Annotated in this window: 10 protein-coding genes; all 10 read left to right on the top strand. The window is 42.7% G+C overall.

Annotated features, from left to right (window positions below; all coding sequences use genetic code 11):
- The first annotated feature begins 5 nt into the window (after positions 1-5).
- The 10 genes from ACYPWY_RS04260 to ACYPWY_RS04215 all read left to right on the top strand — a co-directional run bounded on the left by ACYPWY_RS04260 (position 6) and on the right by ACYPWY_RS04215 (position 19,308).
- Positions 6-1,901, top strand: coding sequence for a fasciclin domain-containing protein (locus tag ACYPWY_RS04260; protein ID WP_459684189.1), 1,896 nt, complete (start codon positions 6-8; stop codon positions 1,899-1,901).
- Between the two features lie 43 nt (positions 1,902-1,944).
- Positions 1,945-3,486, top strand: a complete 1,542-nt coding sequence (locus ACYPWY_RS04255) for a fasciclin domain-containing protein (protein WP_459684188.1) — start codon at positions 1,945-1,947, stop codon at positions 3,484-3,486.
- 12 nt (positions 3,487-3,498) lie between these two features.
- Positions 3,499-6,609 (top strand): SusC/RagA family TonB-linked outer membrane protein, encoded by a 3,111-nt coding sequence (locus ACYPWY_RS04250; protein WP_459684187.1) that lies wholly within the window; start codon positions 3,499-3,501, stop codon positions 6,607-6,609.
- Between the two features lie 11 nt (positions 6,610-6,620).
- Complete coding sequence (locus ACYPWY_RS04245; RefSeq protein WP_459684186.1) at positions 6,621-8,216, top strand: hypothetical protein; 1,596 nt, start codon at positions 6,621-6,623, stop codon at positions 8,214-8,216.
- Between the two features lie 31 nt (positions 8,217-8,247).
- Positions 8,248-9,945 carry a T9SS type A sorting domain-containing protein gene (locus tag ACYPWY_RS04240; RefSeq protein ID WP_459684185.1) on the top strand — a complete coding sequence of 566 codons (1,698 nt, stop codon included), beginning with the start codon at positions 8,248-8,250 and terminating at the stop codon, positions 9,943-9,945.
- A gap of 76 nt (positions 9,946-10,021) precedes the next feature.
- A complete protein-coding gene (locus ACYPWY_RS04235; protein WP_459684184.1) occupies positions 10,022-12,004 on the top strand; it encodes a CotH kinase family protein in 1,983 nt (660 codons plus the stop codon).
- Between the two features lie 12 nt (positions 12,005-12,016).
- On the top strand, positions 12,017-14,857 hold the full coding sequence (locus tag ACYPWY_RS04230) for a glycoside hydrolase family 97 catalytic domain-containing protein (RefSeq protein WP_459684183.1): 2,841 nt from the start codon (positions 12,017-12,019) through the stop codon (positions 14,855-14,857).
- Complete coding sequence (locus tag ACYPWY_RS04225; protein ID WP_459684182.1) at positions 14,836-14,994, top strand: hypothetical protein; 159 nt, start codon at positions 14,836-14,838, stop codon at positions 14,992-14,994. Before ACYPWY_RS04230 ends, ACYPWY_RS04225 begins: the two co-directional genes overlap by 22 nt.
- Positions 14,995-15,013: 19 nt before the next feature.
- Positions 15,014-17,641: an alginate lyase family protein gene (locus tag ACYPWY_RS04220; protein ID WP_459684181.1), complete on the top strand. Its 2,628-nt coding sequence runs from the start codon at positions 15,014-15,016 to the stop codon at positions 17,639-17,641.
- Positions 17,638-19,308 carry a hypothetical protein gene (locus tag ACYPWY_RS04215; protein WP_459684180.1) on the top strand — a complete coding sequence of 557 codons (1,671 nt, stop codon included), beginning with the start codon at positions 17,638-17,640 and terminating at the stop codon, positions 19,306-19,308. The genes ACYPWY_RS04220 and ACYPWY_RS04215 overlap by 4 nt, the downstream gene beginning before the upstream one ends.
- The last annotated feature ends 28 nt before the right edge of the window (positions 19,309-19,336 follow it).

Here is a 19,336-nt window from a genome sequence, read left to right as displayed (position 1 = left end):
CAAAAATGAAAACAGTAAAATATTATTTTATAGGGATATTCTTCTGCTCCTTTCTACTCCTTACCGGATGTGTTGAGGATGATGCGGAAGATAATTTTTACACATTTACAGGCGAAATGTTGTCCGGCTATTTAGAAAATCGCAAAGAAACTTACAGCGATTTTCTGGTCATCCTCGAAAAAGCAGAGATGAGAGGTTTGCTTAATACGTATGGCTCCTATACTTGTTTTGCACCAACCAATACTGCCATGCAAACGTATTTATCCTCCAAAGGGATAGCAAATATTGACGATGTAACAAAAGAAGAAGCAACAACTATTGCCTACAACCACCTGATTTCAAACAAATATCTAACAACCGATTTGGCTACAGGAGCTATTCCTAAACCCAATATGGGCGATCGGTATCTGATGGTTTCATTTACAACCGATAGTAGTGGAAACCTTCAAGTGGTCATCAACGAGGATTCGAAAATTATACTGAAAGACGAAGAGGTGGAAAATGGCGTAGTACACACGATTAATCAGGTACTAAGCCCTTCAAATGCCCAGATTCCCGACTTGATTGCATCCAACCCCGATTTGTCTATTTTTAGCGAAGCATTGGTGTTGACAGGCATGGCAGATTCCTTGCGAAAAGTATTGGATGAAACCTACGTGCAGGTAATGGACTTTAAGGATCACAATGGAAATGGACATGCCGATAGCCCCGAAAAACGGAAATTCGGTTATACCGTGTTTGTAGAAAGCAATACGATCTTGGCCAATTCTTCGGCACACATTACCGATTTGGCAGGATTAACAGCCTACGCAAAAAAAGTCTATGACCGGATGTATCCGCAAGATGCAAGCATTACCGATCCTACCGACAGGCGAAACAGCCTGAATCGTTTTGTCTCTTATCACCTAATTAATAAAACTATTTATTACAATACATTTGTATATACTTACAATTCGATACTCAATATTGACCATTACGAGTTTACCGAAACCATGCTTCCACACACTTTAGTGAAAGTAATGGACGGAGTGGACGGATTGAGAATAAACCGGCGGATTGACCGGATTGACGCTTATCTGAAAGGCATCAAGATTCTATCACAGGAAGAAACAAGGTATGACCAAAATGCAATTAACGGAACATACCATTGTATTGAAGATCTTTTGGTATATGACGAGAGCGTACGCGATGTGGTATTGAACGACCGCTTACGTTTCGATGCCTCCGGCTTGCTTCCCGAATTAATGACTAACGGCGTTCGTCAAGTAAATAAACTCATTTGTTTTCCGCAGGGATACTTCGATAACTTGGAGTTTAGTAACGAAACCAATTTCTATTACTTAGACCCGCATCCCAATTGGTGTAATTATCAGGGAGATGAAATGATGGCGACCGGGCAATACGATTTTACCATAAAGTTACCACCGGTTCCGGAAGGCACTTATGAAATTCGCTTTGCTTATACCGCTAATCCCAAACGTGGAATGGCACAGTTTTATTATATCTCGGAAAATGAAATTACCGGGGCAAGAGACTCTAAACCGGTGGGTATTCCTTTAGACCTTCGTTTAATAGGAACAAATGCAAAAATAGGTTGGGTAGCCGATAGTCCTACGGATGAATCGGTAGGAATTGAAACGGACAAGATGATGCGTAATCGCGGCTATATGAAGGGTCCTGATACTTTTTTCAAAACTGAAGGCGGCGTGGAGTTCATCGGACGCGGCAATAGCGATGTCTTGCGGCGTATCATCGGAACTTTCGACATCAAAAACGACGAAACCCACTACCTCCGGTTCAAATCCGTATTAGACGACAACCTCGCTCAATTTATGTTCGATTATTTGGAAATAGTTCCTAAAAGCGTATATGGCAGTCCGGAAGGCGAGAATAGACATTAGAATCACAGGACGAAGTAGTGAAACAATTTTAAATTAAAAATTTATGAATAGAAAATATATAAATAGGCTGAAGACAGGCTTGCTATTGCTTACAACTTTATTGGTGGCTTATTCCTGTAGCGAAGAATGGGACAAGCATTATGATGCCGACCCGGCGGTTGTTACCGATAAGACATTGTGGGATAACATCAATTCCAATCCGGAATTGAGCGATTTTGCGGCTATACTCAAACAGGCAGGCTACGACAAAGCGCTTTCCGAAAGTCAAACTTATACCGTTTGGGCGCCTGTAAACGGCGCTTTCGACTGTAGCAACATGGATGAAGAGGCAATTATCAAGGAGTTTATCAACAATCATATTGCCCGAAAATCAATTACCGCCTCGGGAGAAATGCTGAAAAATATCACGATGCTGAATGGGAAAGTGATTAATTTTGAAAATGCTTCCGGCGCTTCGGCGTTTGACGATATAGTGATAAAGTCGCCCAACATCCTTGCTCTAAATGGTATTCTGCACATCATTACCTCTAAGGCTGCCTACTTCAGCAATATTTGGGAATATTTGTCAAAAGACGTCCGTTTAGATTCTATCAGTAAGTATATTCACTCTTTTGATACGCTCGTTTTCGTTCCGGCGCTGAGTATTCAAGGCGACATCGTAAATGGCGAAATTGTTTATCTCGACTCGGCTTTCATCAATGCGAATGCCCTATTGAGCCGCTTGGGTTATCTGAATGCAGAAGATAGCACCTACACCATGATAGTTCCGAGTAATACGGCATGGATAGAAGCTTACAACCGCGTGAAAAATTATTTTGTTTATTCCAACAGGGTTACAAACAGGGAGTCTTATCAAAATAATTACACCAAATCGGCTATAATCAATGATTTGTGTTTTAATAATAACCTTCAGGAATCGCCGGCAGACTCGCTTATTACAACCACCCGGCATACGTTTTACCAACCGCAATACCTGTTTGACGGAGCCGAAAAAATAGAGGCAAGTAACGGTAAAATATATATAACAGATTTGCTAAAATATAAAGCGGAAGATTCTTGGCACCGTCAGCTGCTCATAGAGGCGGAAGATCCTACGGAGCGCGAACAAACACTGTGTAACATCTATTCCCGAAGCGCTTATGAAAGTACGATTAGCGGTATTTCCGGCGGAAGGTATATCGAGGTAATCCCTACGGGAGCAAACTCAAATCCTACCATCCAATTCCCCATAAAACAGAATTTATCGGCGAAGTATAATATCTATTGTGTATTTGCACCCGCCACCGTTGCCAATCCGAATGCTCAGAATTTGAAACCGTGTAAAGTTAATTTCACACTGAACTATCCAAATAGTAGCGGTATTTCCACTACTAACAATTTTGGGAATGCCACATTTGTCACCAATCCAGAGAAATTAGATACGGTGTTAGTTGGTAGCAACTTCGCATTTCCGGTGGCAAACTATGGCTTGGAGGGGATAAGTAATGTAACATTCAAAGTTATCTGCAATGTTGGACGAACAGAAACTACCACTTATACCCGCAATATGCTTATTGACTGTCTAATTCTTGAACCTGTTCACTAAAATATAAATACGATGAAAAATAAACTAATTAAAAGTATCTTTCTCTTTTTTCTGCTCAGTGCACCTGCTGTGTTTGCTCAGGAAATAGAAGTAACAGGAAAAATATTTGATGCTGCTACCAAGCAAACTCTTGCCGGTACGCGCATTGAAGCCTACAACAATCCAATGTATTCGGCTATGAGTAATGAGCAGGGCGATTTTACCATCAAAATTCCTGCTTTTGTAAATATGCTTCAGGTAAATGCACCTGGATATAACCGGATATTGTTGCCTTTACAGAATCAAAAACAAGGCATAAAAGTCAATATGTACTCTGCCGTTTTCAAACAGGATTATCCCGAAACTATCGAAATTACGCCTGTTGGAAAAGCAGACGATTTTAGAAATAGTACGGCTTTAAGTATTGATGACGAAATTCAAGCCAAACTAGGCAAGGATGTGCGTAGCATTACCCGGTCGGGAACTCCGGCAATGGGTGCAGCCATGTTTATTCATGGCCTCAATTCGCTGAATGCGAATGCTCAACCCCTTATCGTACTCGACGGTGTTATTTTGGATATACAAAGAGAACAGGCTTCTCTTCACGATGGCTTCAGTAATAATATTTTGTCGGGTATTGATGTAAACGATATAGCGAAGGTAACCGTACTAAAAAATGCCACCGCCATCTATGGCGCCAAAGCTGGAAACGGCGTAATTGTTATTGAAACGAAACGGGGGAGAAGCCTTGCCACTCGCATAGATGCCTCCCTTTCCGGCGGATTTACGGCTCAACCCAAAATGCCGTCAATGATGGATGCCAGTCAGTTTCGTGTGTATGCAACCGATTTAATGCCTAATACGTATAGCGCTCCACCCTATATGAATGACAATCCCAATTTTATTTACTACAACAGATACCACAATAATACGAATTGGAAAGACCAAGTTTACCGTGAAGCATTTACCCAGAATTACAGTGTGGGTGTGCAAGGAGGGGATGCCGTTGCAGTCTATAATCTTTCATTGGGCTATTTGACCAGCGAGAGCGCTCTTAAAGAAAATGATTTCAATCGGTTTAATACTCGATTCAACACCGACATCACTTTCGGGAAAAAACTCACGACTAAATTCGATATTTCCTACTCGCAATCGACCCGGAACTTACGCGATGATGGTGCAACCGAAAGCTCCACTTCATCATCTCCTGCATCGCCGGGCTACTTGTCCTTAATCAAAGCCCCGATTCTGAATCCGCATCAATTTGCCAATGAGGGTAGTATAACCAGAAAATTGGAAGATTACGATTTGTTCAATTTATCCAACCCATTGGCTATTTTAAGCAATGGCGTAGGCGAAGATGAATATTCGATATTCAACGTAGCTATTACACCGCAATTCAAATTTACGGACGATTTGTTGGCCAGTACCAAGTTCAGTTATTCGTTAAACCGCTTGGACGAAAATTATTTCCGCCCAATGGCAGGGGTAGTGCCTTCTTATTTGCCGGGATTGGGGACTTCAAGAAATCAGGTAAAATCCTTGTTCTCCAGACAAAATTCCATCTTTAGCGATACCCGCATCGAATGGACAAAACAACTGCAAGCGCATAACCTGAAAGCGCTAGGAGGATTTCGGTATATGACCGATAGTTACGCTTCAAACTACCTGTCGGGACACAATACCGGTAACGACAAAATGGTAGATATTGTTTCCGGTTTGAGTTTTCGGACAACCGGCGGATACGATGATACATGGAAATCAATGAGTTATTATCTCTATGCCGATTATAATTACAAAGGAAAATACTTTTTGCAAGGATCTGCCTCAACAGAAACCTCCTCTCGCTTCGGAAAAGAAATTGAATCGGGATTTAAGGCTTTTGGTATGTCGTGGGGAGTATTTCCTTCTATTCAGGCAGCTTGGTTAATCTCGTCCGAATCATTCTTCCAACCGGTATCATTTGTTAATTCCTTGAAATTGTCTGCCGGAATGGATGTGTCGGGCAACGACGACATAGACAATTATGCGTCTAAAACCTACTTTACGGCGCTCAAATACATGGATAGAGCCATTGGATTGGAGCTGGCAAACATCAAAAATCCTTCTATTCAATGGGAAACAACCAAACGGTATAATGTTGGACTGGAAATGAGCCTGTTCGACAACAGAATTGCTCTGGAGGCAAACCTCTACAAAAGTGAAACCGATAATCTACTAACCTTAAAACAGTTCAACTATGTATCGGGATTGGAAAATTACTGGAGTAATGAAGGCGCTTTGGAAAACACCGGATACGAAATTGCTCTCCATGCCAAGGTGGTGAATACTCAAAGTTTCAAATGGGAAGTGGGGGCAAGCGTAGCTCACTACAAAAACAAAATCACTTCCTTGCCGGATAGCAAATCCTATACAACCTCTATCTCTGGAGCAGAGATATTGACAAGAATAGGACAACCTGCCGACGTATTCTACGGATATAAAACCGATGGCGTTTTTGCAACAGCCGAAGAAGCCGCAAGAGCAAACCTCGTTCAACTAAGTTCCACCGGATCGGAACAAATCTTTAAAGCCGGCGATATGCGCTTTGTGAATACAGATAATTCGGATAACATTATCAACGAGAAGGACAAAGTTGTTATCGGAGACCCGAACCCCGATTTTTACGGAAATATCTATACCAAATTAGCTTATAATCGTTTCAATTTAGATGTAATCTTCAACTATTCGCAAGGAAATGAGGTCTATAACTACCTTCGTTCTCAGTTGGAAGCAGGCAGTATGCTTTATAATCAGACTACGGCTTTGCAAAATCGTTGGACGAATGAAGGACAGCATACGGCTATTCCTCGTGCCGAATATTTAGACCCGACGGGCAACAGCCGCTTCTCCGATCGTTGGATTGAAGATGGCTCTTATATTCGTCTCAAAAATGTAACCCTTTCCTATAACCTGCCGCTAACGTTCACTTGGTTACAAGGAATTACGGTTTGGGCTTCCGCCAATAATTTGCTCACATTAACCAAATATTTGGGAAGCGACCCTGAATTTTCTATTGGCAATGGCGTATTGTATCAGGGCATAGACAGAGGACTGTTGCCACAAAGCCGCAGTATGCATTTGGGTGTAAAAATTAATTTGTAAATAAAAATGTTATGAAAAAGAAATCAATTATAATCATGCTTTCATTGTTTGCCGGAATTTGTTTGATGAGTTCCTGCGAAGATATGATGGATACCGATTCGGATCGCCTAATGTTTGAAGACGAACATACGCTTAGTTCGGCTAATGATTCGCTCTATTCCGTACTGGGTATTTTAAGAAAAGTACAAACTGTGGTAGATCAATATGTAGTGTTGGGCGAAATGCGTGCCGATTTGGTGGATGTAACAGAATATACCGAAGTGGGTTTACGCGATTTAGCCAATTTCAATGTCAAAGACGATAACCCTTACTTAAACATTCGGAATTATTACAATATCATCAATAATTGTAATTATTTTCTGGCAAATTTGGACACGACAATCAGAGTCTCCCGGCGGCCGGTAATGCTCAACGAATATGCCACAGTCAAGACGATTCGTGCATGGGTTTATCTGCAATTGGCGCTCAACTTTAAGGAAGTTCCTTATTATACCGAGCCGCTTGTATCGGTAACAGATACCGAGAAAAAGTTCCCCCTGTATAATCTGGAGCAAATGACCGATGCGCTTATTGCCGATCTCGAACCGTTGAGAAACTACGGTACGCCCAACTATGGCAACATATACGGTTATGCATCTTCTTCTTTATTTTTCCCGATAAAGATGGCGCTGGGCGATTTGTATCTTTGGAGGGGGAAGGAAGGCGATTTTGACCGGTCGGCAACTTATTATTATGAACTCATTGCGCAGCGTAATTATATAGCGCAGAATTTTTCGGTGAAATATACAAATACTTCTTTCAAAAATACCAGTAATAGTTGGAGTTCGATATTTGATGATGTAAATAACTTATTTGAGTTAATTACTTTAATTCCGCTACCCGAATCGGATGAATCCATTAATTTGTATGCGCTTTTTACTTCTGTTACTCCGCAAATTGTTCCGTCCGAAGGAATTAGAAGAATATCTGAAGCACAGCGTTATGCGTATGGAACGATACCCACTTATACTACTGGCGATTTAAGACTTCAAGCAGCCTTAAGAACCACGCGGTATTATGATGGTGGAACTATGCGTCAATTTGAATTTATCAACAAATTTAGTTCCAATTCGGCGACAGTCTATCGTGTGGGCGCTTTGTATCTTCGCTTAGCCGAAGCCGCCAACCGTGCCGGTTATCCCGCCTTTGCCTTTGCCGCATTAAAACAGGGATTAAATCCCACTTCTTACGCACAATTGCCTAATCATGAAAAGGAGGATCGAAAGCCCTATATGCAATTCAATAATGAATTGTTTGCTCAGAATATTGGCATCCATTCCAGAGGTAGTGGAGAGACGAATATCAATGCCCAATATGTATTACCTGCAACACTTGAAACAAAATCAGACTCCATTCTTTACGTAGAAGACCTCATTTGTACGGAATTAGCCTTGGAAACCGCCTTTGAAGGAAATCGCTTTTACGACCTGATGCGGATGGCGATACATCGGGATGATCCGAGTTTCTTGGCAGAAAAAGTGGCTGAACGTACAGGAATTCGTAATTCGCAATTGTACAATAAATTGACGAATCCGGCAAATTGGTTTTTGCCGATACTAGATAGGTAGTTTTTTTAATAATTTTTAAATTTTAAACACAATGAAGCAGATTTATTTTTTGAAACTTAGTACGGCAATTGTTGCCTTGTGGACATTGTTTGCAGTAATGGTACAAGCCGAGTTTACTCCTGAAGTGGGGAGGCAATACGTACTTAAAAATCTAACTTACAATTTATACTTAGATGCGCCAAGCGATCAGCAGGCTGTGCTGGCGGCAAAGGATGAGAGCTCGTTATCACAACGATTCACTATTGTCCTTGGTCCGAATCAGGACAAAGCCCCGGGTACATTCCATGTACAACAGGTTTCGTCCTCTAATTACCTCAGAAAATCGGGCGGAAATACTGCTGCCCAAGGCTATGCTTATGTTACAGCGATGGAATCGAAATGGCCGGATAATTTTGCTATCGGAATCGAAGACAGCATTGCTGGAGGAGTTTCGGCAGGTTATAAAATCCATGCCAAATATGCGGCTGGGGAAAATTTTAGCGGAACGGTGTCCATACAAGCCAATCGTTACTTTTGTAAAAATGCCGACAACAATAATCTGAGAAGTATTATCACAGGCGCCGGGCCTGATCTTTGGGTCATTGAAGCCGTTTCTGCCATTCCTGCGCTGCAAACTGCTTACGATGAGGTAAATGCATTTTACGCCACCATTAACCCTGCCGATGTAGCGGCAGAAAGTGCGGGCAACGTACCGGGGAAATACAGCTATGCAAGTTATACTGCTTTGGCTTCGGCGCTAGCAGGTGCAGCCAACATTTTGGCAAATCCTGATACTAGCGCCGAAGGAGCAATTATTGCTGCAACGCTTGCGCTTACTACAACACGTTCCGACTTTTTGGCTTCCTACTACGTACAACAGAATGGCTTGGCGGTGGGTGATTATCTCATCAGGAAAGCCGGTACCGATGTCTATTGGACCAATATGAAAGCGGTAACCGAAACCGAGACTCCCCAATTTAAGGCGCTCTACGACGAGGGTGTTGTGGACGAACAGATATGGACATTCACACTTGATGGCGGTCGCTATAAAATAGTAAATAAACATGTGGATATCTATAGTGGCAGCAATTACAATCGCTACATTACAGAAAATGGTACCTTCCCCAGCTTAAATAAGTTAAATGGCTATCTTCAAACATGGAACACCATGAATCTCTATTACAATGGAACGGCTTATGCTGTGCAACGCGCAGGGAGTTCAGGCTCTAATTATTGGCGGTTGGATGCAAACGACAAGATTACGAACCAAAGTAATGTATTGAATGCTGCTACCGATTTCATCTTTGAGTTAGTGGATATGCCTACCGCCTTAGCCCAAGCCGTAGCCGCAGGACAAGCTAAGTTGGACGCAGCCACAATTGGTACTTCAGACGGAAATTACGCTCGATCGGTATATGATGCTTTTGCTGGTGCATTATCCACTGCTTCCGCCCTTGGCGACGCTGCAACCGCTCAGGACTTAATCGACTACAAAGCCGCAGAAGCCTTGTTTGTTCCGACTGTAGCCACCGGATTAGCACAAACATCGGTAGAAAAAGTGATTGTAACAGCGCAACCGAATGCTATCAACGTATCTGTTCCTGAAGCTACCGCAGTTTCGGTTTATAACGCAACAGGTCAATTGATTTATCGTTCAACTGTTTCGGGCGAAACCTCAATTCCGGTAAGCGCAGGTATTTATCTTGTGAAAGCCGAAAATGAAGTAATCAAGGTAATCGTTAAGAAATAAACATCACAGATTGAGGAGCTGTCTAAGAAAAGAGATTTTTTAGACAGCCTCTTTTTCAATTATTAAATTTTTGCGCATGAAAAAAACGTTTACATCCATCGTCATTTTATTCTGCTTGCTTCTGCTGACGGAGGCTCAAGCGCAGTCGCAACGTAGCAACATTCCCACGCTCTATATTACTACCGATAATGGGAAAGCGGTAACAAGCAAAGATGTCTATCAGTCGGGGAAAATAACCATAAAAAGTTCGACTGCGAGCGATGAAATCACGAATGTGGTAACGGAAATAAGAGGCAGAGGAAACTCTACTTGGAATATGGCAAAAAAAACCTATCGTTTGAAATTAGATAAAAAAACGAGTTTATTTGGTCTTCCGGCAAAAGAAAAAAACTGGGTATTATTGGCCAATTATGCCGATAAAACCTTGATGCGTAACGCTGTCGCTTTCAAAATCAGTAAAGTCCTCGGATTGGAATTTACACCCTCTGTGCAATTTGTCGATTTGATTCTCAACAACGAATACCAGGGCAATTATATGCTGACCGATCAGGTGGAAGTGGCTGACAAGCGTGTAGCGGTCGAAAAATTAGATACCCTTAACACTACCTTACCACTCATAAGCGGTGGTTATTTACTCGAAATAGACGGATTCGCCGCTTCTGAGCCGGTCTGGTTTTCTTCTCCCAGGGGGTTGAAAGTAACCATAAAATATCCGAAAGATGATGAAATCAATTCGCAACAACGCACATACATTACCAACTATATTCGTGATTTTGAAAACAAATTATTTTCTTCTTCATACAAAGACCCCGCATCCGGTTATCGTGCCTTGGTTGATACCACATCGTTGGTCAATTGGTATATTGCCTGCGAATTGACCGGTAATTCGGATTCTTTTTGGAGTACTTATATCTATAAAAAACGAGAAGACCCTAAAATTTATTTCGGTCCCTTATGGGATTATGATATTGCTTTCAATAATGACTCCCGGCTGGGAGATGCTACCCAAAAACTGATGCGGAGTTATGCACATGCTCCACGTACATGGATAGAGCAGATGTGGAAAGATGAATGGTTTCAGAAAGCAGTAGAACGACAATGGTTGAAATTAATTGACGATGGACTCTACGATACCTTAATTAGTTATATTGACGAAACTTCGACCCTTTTACAGGCTTCTCAACAGTTGAATTTCCAAAAATGGAAAATTCTGAATACTACTGTTTACCGCGAAATATTCGTTTTTCCTACCTATAAGGGTGGGGTGGATTATCTAAAAAAATATATACAAGAACGAATAGCCTTTTTAAGCAAAAGTTTTATAATTCCAGAGCCGGAGAAACCTTCGGAGCCGTTTGTTGCCGAAAATTTTTATTACCTGATTATGAATAAACGAAGCAATAATGTGATAGATATAACAAACGAATCGATGCAGCCGGGCGCTACCTTGATGCTTTGGGAGCCCAATGAAGAAGATGAAACCCAACGCTGGAAAATAGATTCGCTGGGCAACGGCTTGTTCCGCATTATCAATAAACAGTCGGAATTGGCAATGACCGCAAACGGACGGCAAAATAATCTGAAACAAATGCCTCCAAACAATTCGGACAATGCGCAAAAATGGAAAATTATTCCCGTTCTTACCGGAAATATCTATGGGATAGTCAATCTGGGATCCGGTTATTCCATCAACAACAGCGGTGGCAGTTTGGATAACGGGACAGCTGTTATCGAATACGACAACAACATTTATTCGGAAGAAAAAACCAATCAACATTGGTATCTTCAGAAAATGGAAAAGATAGGGGGAGACCCGCCAATGGGTATAAGACAACCGGAAATCCCCGGACAATCAGCAATCTATCCGACCTTGATAAATCATTGGCTAACGATAAAGTCCAGTCATACACAAAAGGTCTATATCTATGATAGTATTGGTCGTGTCCATTATTCCGGGGAAATAAGTGAAGGGGAAACAGTTATTGATATGTCCCGATTTCTTCCCGGTGTTTATATTGTGAAAACAGCAAGTGCGATTATCCGTGTAATAAAAAATTAAGATTGATAAATAATGAAGCGATTAGTATTTTGTATTTTGACAGTAGCTATATATTTCTTGCCTATTTTTCCGGCAGAGGTGAGCATCACTTCGCCCAATGGCGACTTCCAAATGAAAGTGTATGATAAAGGCAACCGGATTTATTATTCGGTCAATTACGCCAATCAACCGGTGGTGCTGGAATCTTTGCTGGGCATCAACGGCAACGGCGAATGGAAAGACGGCATCCGGGTGGATAAGTCTGCTACGGCATCTGTAGATAGCTTGTGGAATCCGGTTTACGGAGAACGAGCGACCATCCGCGACCACTACAACCGTTGCGAGATTGATATTGTGCAAGCGGATAATCCCAAGCGAAAGCTGAAACTGATAGTTCGCGCCTACAACGAAGGCCTGGCTTTCCGTTACTTTTTTCCCGGTGGCGAATACCTGCACATTACCAATGAATATACGCAATACACCCTGCCCAAAGGCGCTAAAGCCTGGTTTACCAAAAAGGCTCAATCCGTTTACGAATTAATGCCTGTACAGGATTGGAAGGGCGAAAGCGAACGCCCGTTGGTTATAGAACTGCCGCAAGGGCCTTATGTATTGCTGACCGAAGCCGAAGTGGTGAATTATGCACGCACCAAATTTGTGGTGGCCGATGCCAAGACCAACACCCTCACGGGAGCGATGTATGGCGCCGTGGACGACATTGCCCCCTACAAAACGCCTTGGCGGGTGATTATGGCTGCCACAAAACCGGGGCGCCTCATCGAAAACAACGACCTGATACTCAACCTGAATGAGCCGAATGCTATTGAAAATCCCTGGTGGATACGCCCGGGTAAAGTGATGCGCGAGGTAACGCTTACTACCGGTGGCGCCAAATCGGTGGTGGATTATGCCGTTAAGCACAACCTGCAATACATGCTTTTCGATGCCGGATGGTATGGGCCGGAAGGCAGCAAATCATCGGATGCAACAAAGGTAAAACTCGACCCTGCCCGGAATAAAAATCCGAATGCCTTAAACTTGCCCGAAGTGATTGCTTATGCCAAAAAACACAACATAGGCGTCATCCTTTATGTGAACCAGCGGGCGCTTTATCAGCAGTTGGACGATATATTGCCTTTGTATAAAAGTTGGGGAGTTTCAGGTATAAAATTCGGTTTTGTGCAGGTAGGTTCGCAATTCTGGACAAACTGGATGCATGAAGCCATCAAGAAATGCGCCCAATACGGTTTGATGGTGGATGCGCACGATGAATACCGTCCCACCGGATTCAGCCGCACCTATCCCAACTTTATGACGCAGGAAGGTATTTATGGAAACGAAGAATTTCCCGATGCCACCACCAATGTTACCTTGCCATTTACCCGCTTTACCCAAGGTCCTGCCGATTATACCATCTGCTATTACCGGCAAAATTTCAACGGAAACACCAAACCCAATACCGACCACGGCTTGGTAAACGCCCGGCTGATAAAGGGGACTTCGGCGCATCAGCTATCAATGGCGGTTGTGTATTACAGCCCCTTGCAGCATGTATATTGGTACGATAAACCTTCCGACAGCAGGGACGAACCCGAATTGGAATTTTTCGACCGTGTTCCCACTGTTTGGGACGAAACCAAGGTGATTCATGGAGAGATAGGTAAATACATTAGCATGGCCCGCCGTAGCGGAAATGATTGGTTTGTGGGAACAATGACCAACAACGATGGACGCAAGTTGAGCCTTGCCTTGGATTTCTTGCCGGAAGGGAAAAACTATACGGCTCATATTTACTACGACGACCCAACTGTAAAAACCCGAACAAAAGTAGGCATCAAGAAAATACCGGTAAATAATAAATCTGTTCTGGAGGCCGATTTGTTGCCCTCGGGCGGGCAAGCCATTTGGATAACTGAAAGAGCCGCCGATGAGCGCGTGTTTGTTCATCCGGGCGTGCTTCATACCCAAGCAAGCATTGAGCAGATGCGTCGGTTGATTAACGACAAGACAGAACCGGCTTATGGTTCTTTCGAGTTGCTGAAAGCGCACAAAAGTTCGCAGGCGGATTACCGGATGGAAGGGCCTTTCCGGGTGATTTCGCGCGATGGAGAATTTCGATATACCAAAGGCAAAATGGAAGCGGATTTCAGCGCGGCCTACCAAAATGCGCTGATGTGGACATTGACCGGCGAAAAAGCCCATGCCCGTAAATCGCTCGAAATATTAACTGCTTACGCCGATTCGCTCCAACGGATTCCTGAAACAAATGATGCACCCTTGCTGGCCGGATTGGAAGGCTTGAAAATCATCTATGCCCTCGAAATATTGAAATATACTTGTCCCGAAGTTTCGGAAAGGCAAATCCAAAAAATATCCAATATGTTTGTAGATGTGTTTATTCCTGTGCTGGAAAACTTTTACAATCGCAAACCCTACACGAATGGGAATTGGGGGCCAATTGTCTGTAAAACCTACATGGCAGCGGGTATTTTCTTCGACAACCGGAAAATGTACGAAAAGGCGATGGACTTCTATCTTCATGCCCGCGACAACGGGACAATCGCCAATTACATCAGCGGCGAAACCGGACAGATACAGGAAAGCGGTCGCGACCAGGGACATTGCATGTTGGGCATAGGCGCTATGGCAACAGTCTGTGAGTTGGCATGGAATCAGGGCGATGACCTCTATTCGGCTTTGGACAACCGGCTATTGAAAGGCTTTGAATACGTGTCTAAATATAACCTCGGACAAGAAGTCCCTTTCACTACTTGGACAGACATTACAGGGAAATACAGCGATTGGACAAAAATATCAGACATCAGCCGGGGTAAATTTATACCTGTTTTGAAATGGCTTACAATCATTATGTAAATAGAAAAGGCTTGGCGATGCCTTATACGCGGCAAACGCTAAACAAAATCCGTCCGGAAGGATTCGACAGAGACCAACCGGCATTTGGTTCCTTGCTTTTTAATAATTCACAAGTAGCAAAAAATGAGAAACAATAATCTTTTAATACGTAAAGGAATGAGAAACAATTATTTTAAAACGCTATTACTGCTCTTAGCAGTGAGTTTCAGCTCTACAATAAATTCGCAGGCGCAAGAAGTTTCCGGCGCTCCTCAATTTGTACACCCCGGCATTCTACATACGGAAGCCGATTTTGACCGGATGAAAGAAAAAATCAAAGGAAGGAAACAACCTTGGTATCAAGGTTGGAATAAACTGATAGCCAACTCACACGCTTCATTATCGTATAATCCCAATCCTACAAGAGAAATAGTTCGAGGCGGAACCGGAGAAAACTACTCAGCTGCAATGAATGATGGCGCCGCTGCCTACCAATTGGCCATTCGCTGGAAATTATCGGGAGATGACAAGTATGCAGACAAAGCCATTCAAATATTAGATGCTTGGGCAACAACCTGCGTGCGAGTTACCGGGGATAGTAACGCGGCGCTAGCTTCCGGCATATATGGATTCCCATTCGCTAATGCAGCCGAAATCATGCGCTCGTATCCCGGATGGTCGGCTGCCAATTTCGAGCGATTCAAAAAATTCATGGTAGATGTCTTTTATTCGTACGCTACCGATTTCATGTCCCGCAGAAACGGCGCCTGCGACACTCATTATTGGGCGAATTGGGGATTGGCAAATGCAGCTACCATCACTGCCATAGGTATTTTATGCGATGATGAATTTAAATTCAACGAAGGAATGTATTACATCAAATATTCAAAAGAAAACGGACGTGAATTTGCTGAAGATATTCAAAACTTGGTTTGGTATCTGCATACACCCACGCTGGGGCAGTGGCAGGAAAGTAACCGCGACCAGGGGCATACGCTTATGGGCGTGGGATCATCGGCTGATGTAGCTCAAGTGGCATGGAATCAGGGCGACGATCTGTATGCATTTAAAAACAACCGCTTATTGGCGGGTTACGAATACATCGCCAAATACAATTTAGGAAACGATGTGCCGAATGTGAGGTATATCAATTGCGATAACAATCAAGGCTCTATCGGCGCCGATGGACGCGGAAATACCCGCCCTGTGTGGGAACGTGTGTATAATCATTACGCCAAACGGAAAGGACTTGAAGCGCCTTTTTCTCAAGAATTTGCAGAAAAAATACGTCCTGAAGGCGGCGGTGGCGATTATGGCAGCAACAGCGGTGGATTCGATAATCTTGGCTTTGGTACTTTGCTCTACAGTTTGGATACAACCTTCAATCCCGATTGCCCGGAGACTTTATTAAGTCCTGCTATCTATGTAAATGACAAACCGGCTGTCAATCATTCCATCATTAATGTGAAACCCGGAGATAATCTTCGTTTAGTTTGCGTACAAGAGGAATCTGCAGGCGCTTGGTTGTGGAATACCGGAGAAACAATCAATGAAATTACATTGAATAATGTACAACAAGGTGGAATGTACCGAGTAACTTACACCACCCCTTGTGGAACAACAAGTAGCCAATCGTATTGTGTTGCTGTTTACGGCGATTGCCTCCCTACCAAAATTTCTAAAACAGTTCAAATACAGGGTACATGGTATAGCGATACAATTTATACCGTAAGAACAGCTACCACTGTTAATATGGGATGCCAACCGTCATACATCGGGCAAATGAAATACAAAATTAATGGGAATTATGTTAATTCAAGCGGCATTGTAATCAATGAAAATACTACAATTACCGCCGAATATACCAATGAGGGAGGCGCTGTAAGTACTCAGGATTTCAACTTTGTCATACGAGATATTACGCCCACCGTAGTAGTTAATTCAGGAACTCCCACCGTAACGGAAACCGTTTTTGTAGCTCCCGGAAGTACGGTAGTTTTAAGTCCGTCTGGGGTGAATGCGCTTAGTTGGTCATGGAGTACCGGTGCAAATTCACGTACCATTACCCTCGAAGATGTTCAAAGCCGTGGAGAATATACCGTTACGTTAACACAATCAAACGGCGCTACCAGTTCTTTGACTTTTGTTGTTGGAGTATATCAAGATGAACTGTTAAAAGATGGTGAATATTGGCTCATTGATCGTGTTGCGGGAACCTATCTCACCAATATTAATACGACTAAACCTATATTTTCCGATTATGTGGAAGATGATCAAAATCAGGTATGGAAAATATCTAAGGATGGAGAACGTTACAAAATCTTATCGGCCAAAGATAATCGGTATGTAAATGAAAACGGATCTTTTGGTACAAATCAGTATTACACCGAATGGAATACGATGCACATTTATAAGGATGGCGAATTTTGTGCTATCCAAAATGGAGGGAAGTCTGGTACCAACTTTTGGAAAATAAACACTAATATAATAGATTCCAGCGTAAAAGATGCCGGATTTATTGTTGATTTTCCTTTTATACTAAGACCTGCAATGGATACATCTTTAGAAAGATTGGAAGTTTCCGATAGCTCTTTTTACTATAAAGATGGGAAAATAGTTATTGAAACATCGGATAATGTAACCGGCATTGCCCAACTTTTTTCTATTACCGGCGTATTGCAGGCTTCAAAATCAATTGTTGCTCAATACGACGAATTAGCAGTTGGAAAATTAGCCCCCGGCATTTATGTTCTAAAAGTAAATTTAAACGGAAAACTTTTTGTTAAAAAGGTACAGATACTGTGAGAATAAAACAACTTTTGATTATATATATTCTGTGCGTAACAAGTTCTCTTTTGCCCTTAAAGGCTCAGGTGTGGCAATGGTCTGCACCTGTAAAAAGTGATTACAGCCTTGTTTCGGAAGCCTTTTTGTGGATTCCGGAAGGATGTAAAGGTATAAAAGCGGTTGTAGTTGGTCAGAATAACATGGAGGAACTCTCTATTCTCGAAAGTCGATCTTTTCGGGAGGAAATGTCAGGCTTGGATATTGCCGAGATATGGATTTCTCCCGCTTTCGATGACCTGTTCCGGTTTAATGAAAATGCCGGTACTTATTTTAATGAAATGATGAACCGCTTAGCCGAAATATCTGGATACGAAGAGCTTAAATACATACCTGTCATTCCAATAGGACATTCGGCTGCGGCAAGTTGGCCTTATTATTTTGCGGCATGGAATCCCGAACGCACACTCGCTGCCATTTCCGTAAGTGGACAATGGCCCTATTTCCGAGATAAACAATTTGCACCGGATATTTGGACTGTCGAACAAAACGCGGATTATATACCCTTATTGGAAACCATGGGCGAGTACGAAGCGGCAGCGACCTTTTCCGATAGAGGTTTGAAAGACAGAAAAGAACATCCGAACATGGCGTTGAGTATGCTGGCTTGTCCGGCAGAAGGACATTTCGCTACCTCCGAAAAGAAAAATGCTTATTTAGCTTTCTTTATCCGCAAAGCCATGCAATATCGTTTTCCCGAACAGTATCAATGGGGAGAAGCCCCTAAACTGAAACCAATTAATCCTGTAAAAACCGGATGGTTGATGGAAAAATGGATACCCAATACAGCGCCAACAGTTCAAGCTGCGCCTGTTGTTGATTATAAGGGAGATCCATCGCAAGCTTTTTGGTTTTTCGATGAGGAAACCGTAACAAAAACTAAGGAATATCAATCGGCTTATCGGAATAAGAAAGCACAATTGTTGGGATATAGTCAAAATGGAGTTGTTATTCCTCAACGCGATAGCCATTCGCAAGTACATTTTCCCCTTCTTACCCAAGAAGACGGAGTTACTTTCCAATTGAGGGGCGTTTTTTTGGATACGGTTCCCGGAGCCAGTAAACGGACATCCACTTGGACGGGTTTACCTGCCGGTTCGGCTATTGGTCATGCAGATGAATCAATTCCCATCATCGTTGAGAAACTCATCGGACCTGTAAAGAAACTGAATGATACGACTTGGAGGGTGAATTTTGAAAGAGGGATGCGAGAGCGTTCCGGCGCCTATGCCGTTTCATTTGCAGTGAAACATCCGGGTGATGAGGTTTACAAACCGGCTGTTCAGCAGTCGGAAATGCTAGTTCCTGCTCGAAACAAAGAAGGAAAGGAGCAGAAAATAACTTTTGCTCCATTGTCCGATATTCCGGTTAACACCAAATCCATCCGTTTGCAAGCTACGTCCAATAGTGGAATGCAAGTTCGTTTTTATGTGAAAGAAGGCCCTGTCGAATTAGTTTCCGAAAACGAATTGGTGTTCACCAAAATACCTCCTCGCAGCAAATATCCGGTAAAAGTAACGATTGTGGCTTGGCAGTATGGAAGAAGTAGCGAGCCAAAAATTAAATCTGCTGTTCCGGTAGAGCGAAGTTTCTTACTATTTAATCATTCAAAAAAAACCAATAAATAAATGAGCCCCCTGATTTTAAGAACAACAT

Source organism: Viscerimonas tarda (genome assembly GCF_054601255.1).
This window is presented reverse-complemented; position numbering and strand designations above follow the sequence as displayed.

What these genes read in the sequence shown, in the direction of transcription:
- ACYPWY_RS04260 (WP_459684189.1), top strand. Translation starts at nt 6, where the DNA reads ATGAAAACAGTAAAATATTATTTTATAGGGATATTCTTCTGCTCCTTT.
- ACYPWY_RS04255 (WP_459684188.1), top strand. Translation starts at nt 1,945, where the DNA reads ATGAATAGAAAATATATAAATAGGCTGAAGACAGGCTTGCTATTGCTT.
- ACYPWY_RS04250 (WP_459684187.1), top strand. Translation starts at nt 3,499, where the DNA reads ATGAAAAATAAACTAATTAAAAGTATCTTTCTCTTTTTTCTGCTCAGT.
- ACYPWY_RS04245 (WP_459684186.1), top strand. Translation starts at nt 6,621, where the DNA reads ATGAAAAAGAAATCAATTATAATCATGCTTTCATTGTTTGCCGGAATT.
- ACYPWY_RS04240 (WP_459684185.1), top strand. Translation starts at nt 8,248, where the DNA reads ATGAAGCAGATTTATTTTTTGAAACTTAGTACGGCAATTGTTGCCTTG.
- ACYPWY_RS04235 (WP_459684184.1), top strand. Translation starts at nt 10,022, where the DNA reads ATGAAAAAAACGTTTACATCCATCGTCATTTTATTCTGCTTGCTTCTG.
- ACYPWY_RS04230 (WP_459684183.1), top strand. Translation starts at nt 12,017, where the DNA reads ATGAAGCGATTAGTATTTTGTATTTTGACAGTAGCTATATATTTCTTG.
- ACYPWY_RS04225 (WP_459684182.1), top strand. Translation starts at nt 14,836, where the DNA reads ATGGCTTACAATCATTATGTAAATAGAAAAGGCTTGGCGATGCCTTAT.
- ACYPWY_RS04220 (WP_459684181.1), top strand. Translation starts at nt 15,014, where the DNA reads ATGAGAAACAATTATTTTAAAACGCTATTACTGCTCTTAGCAGTGAGT.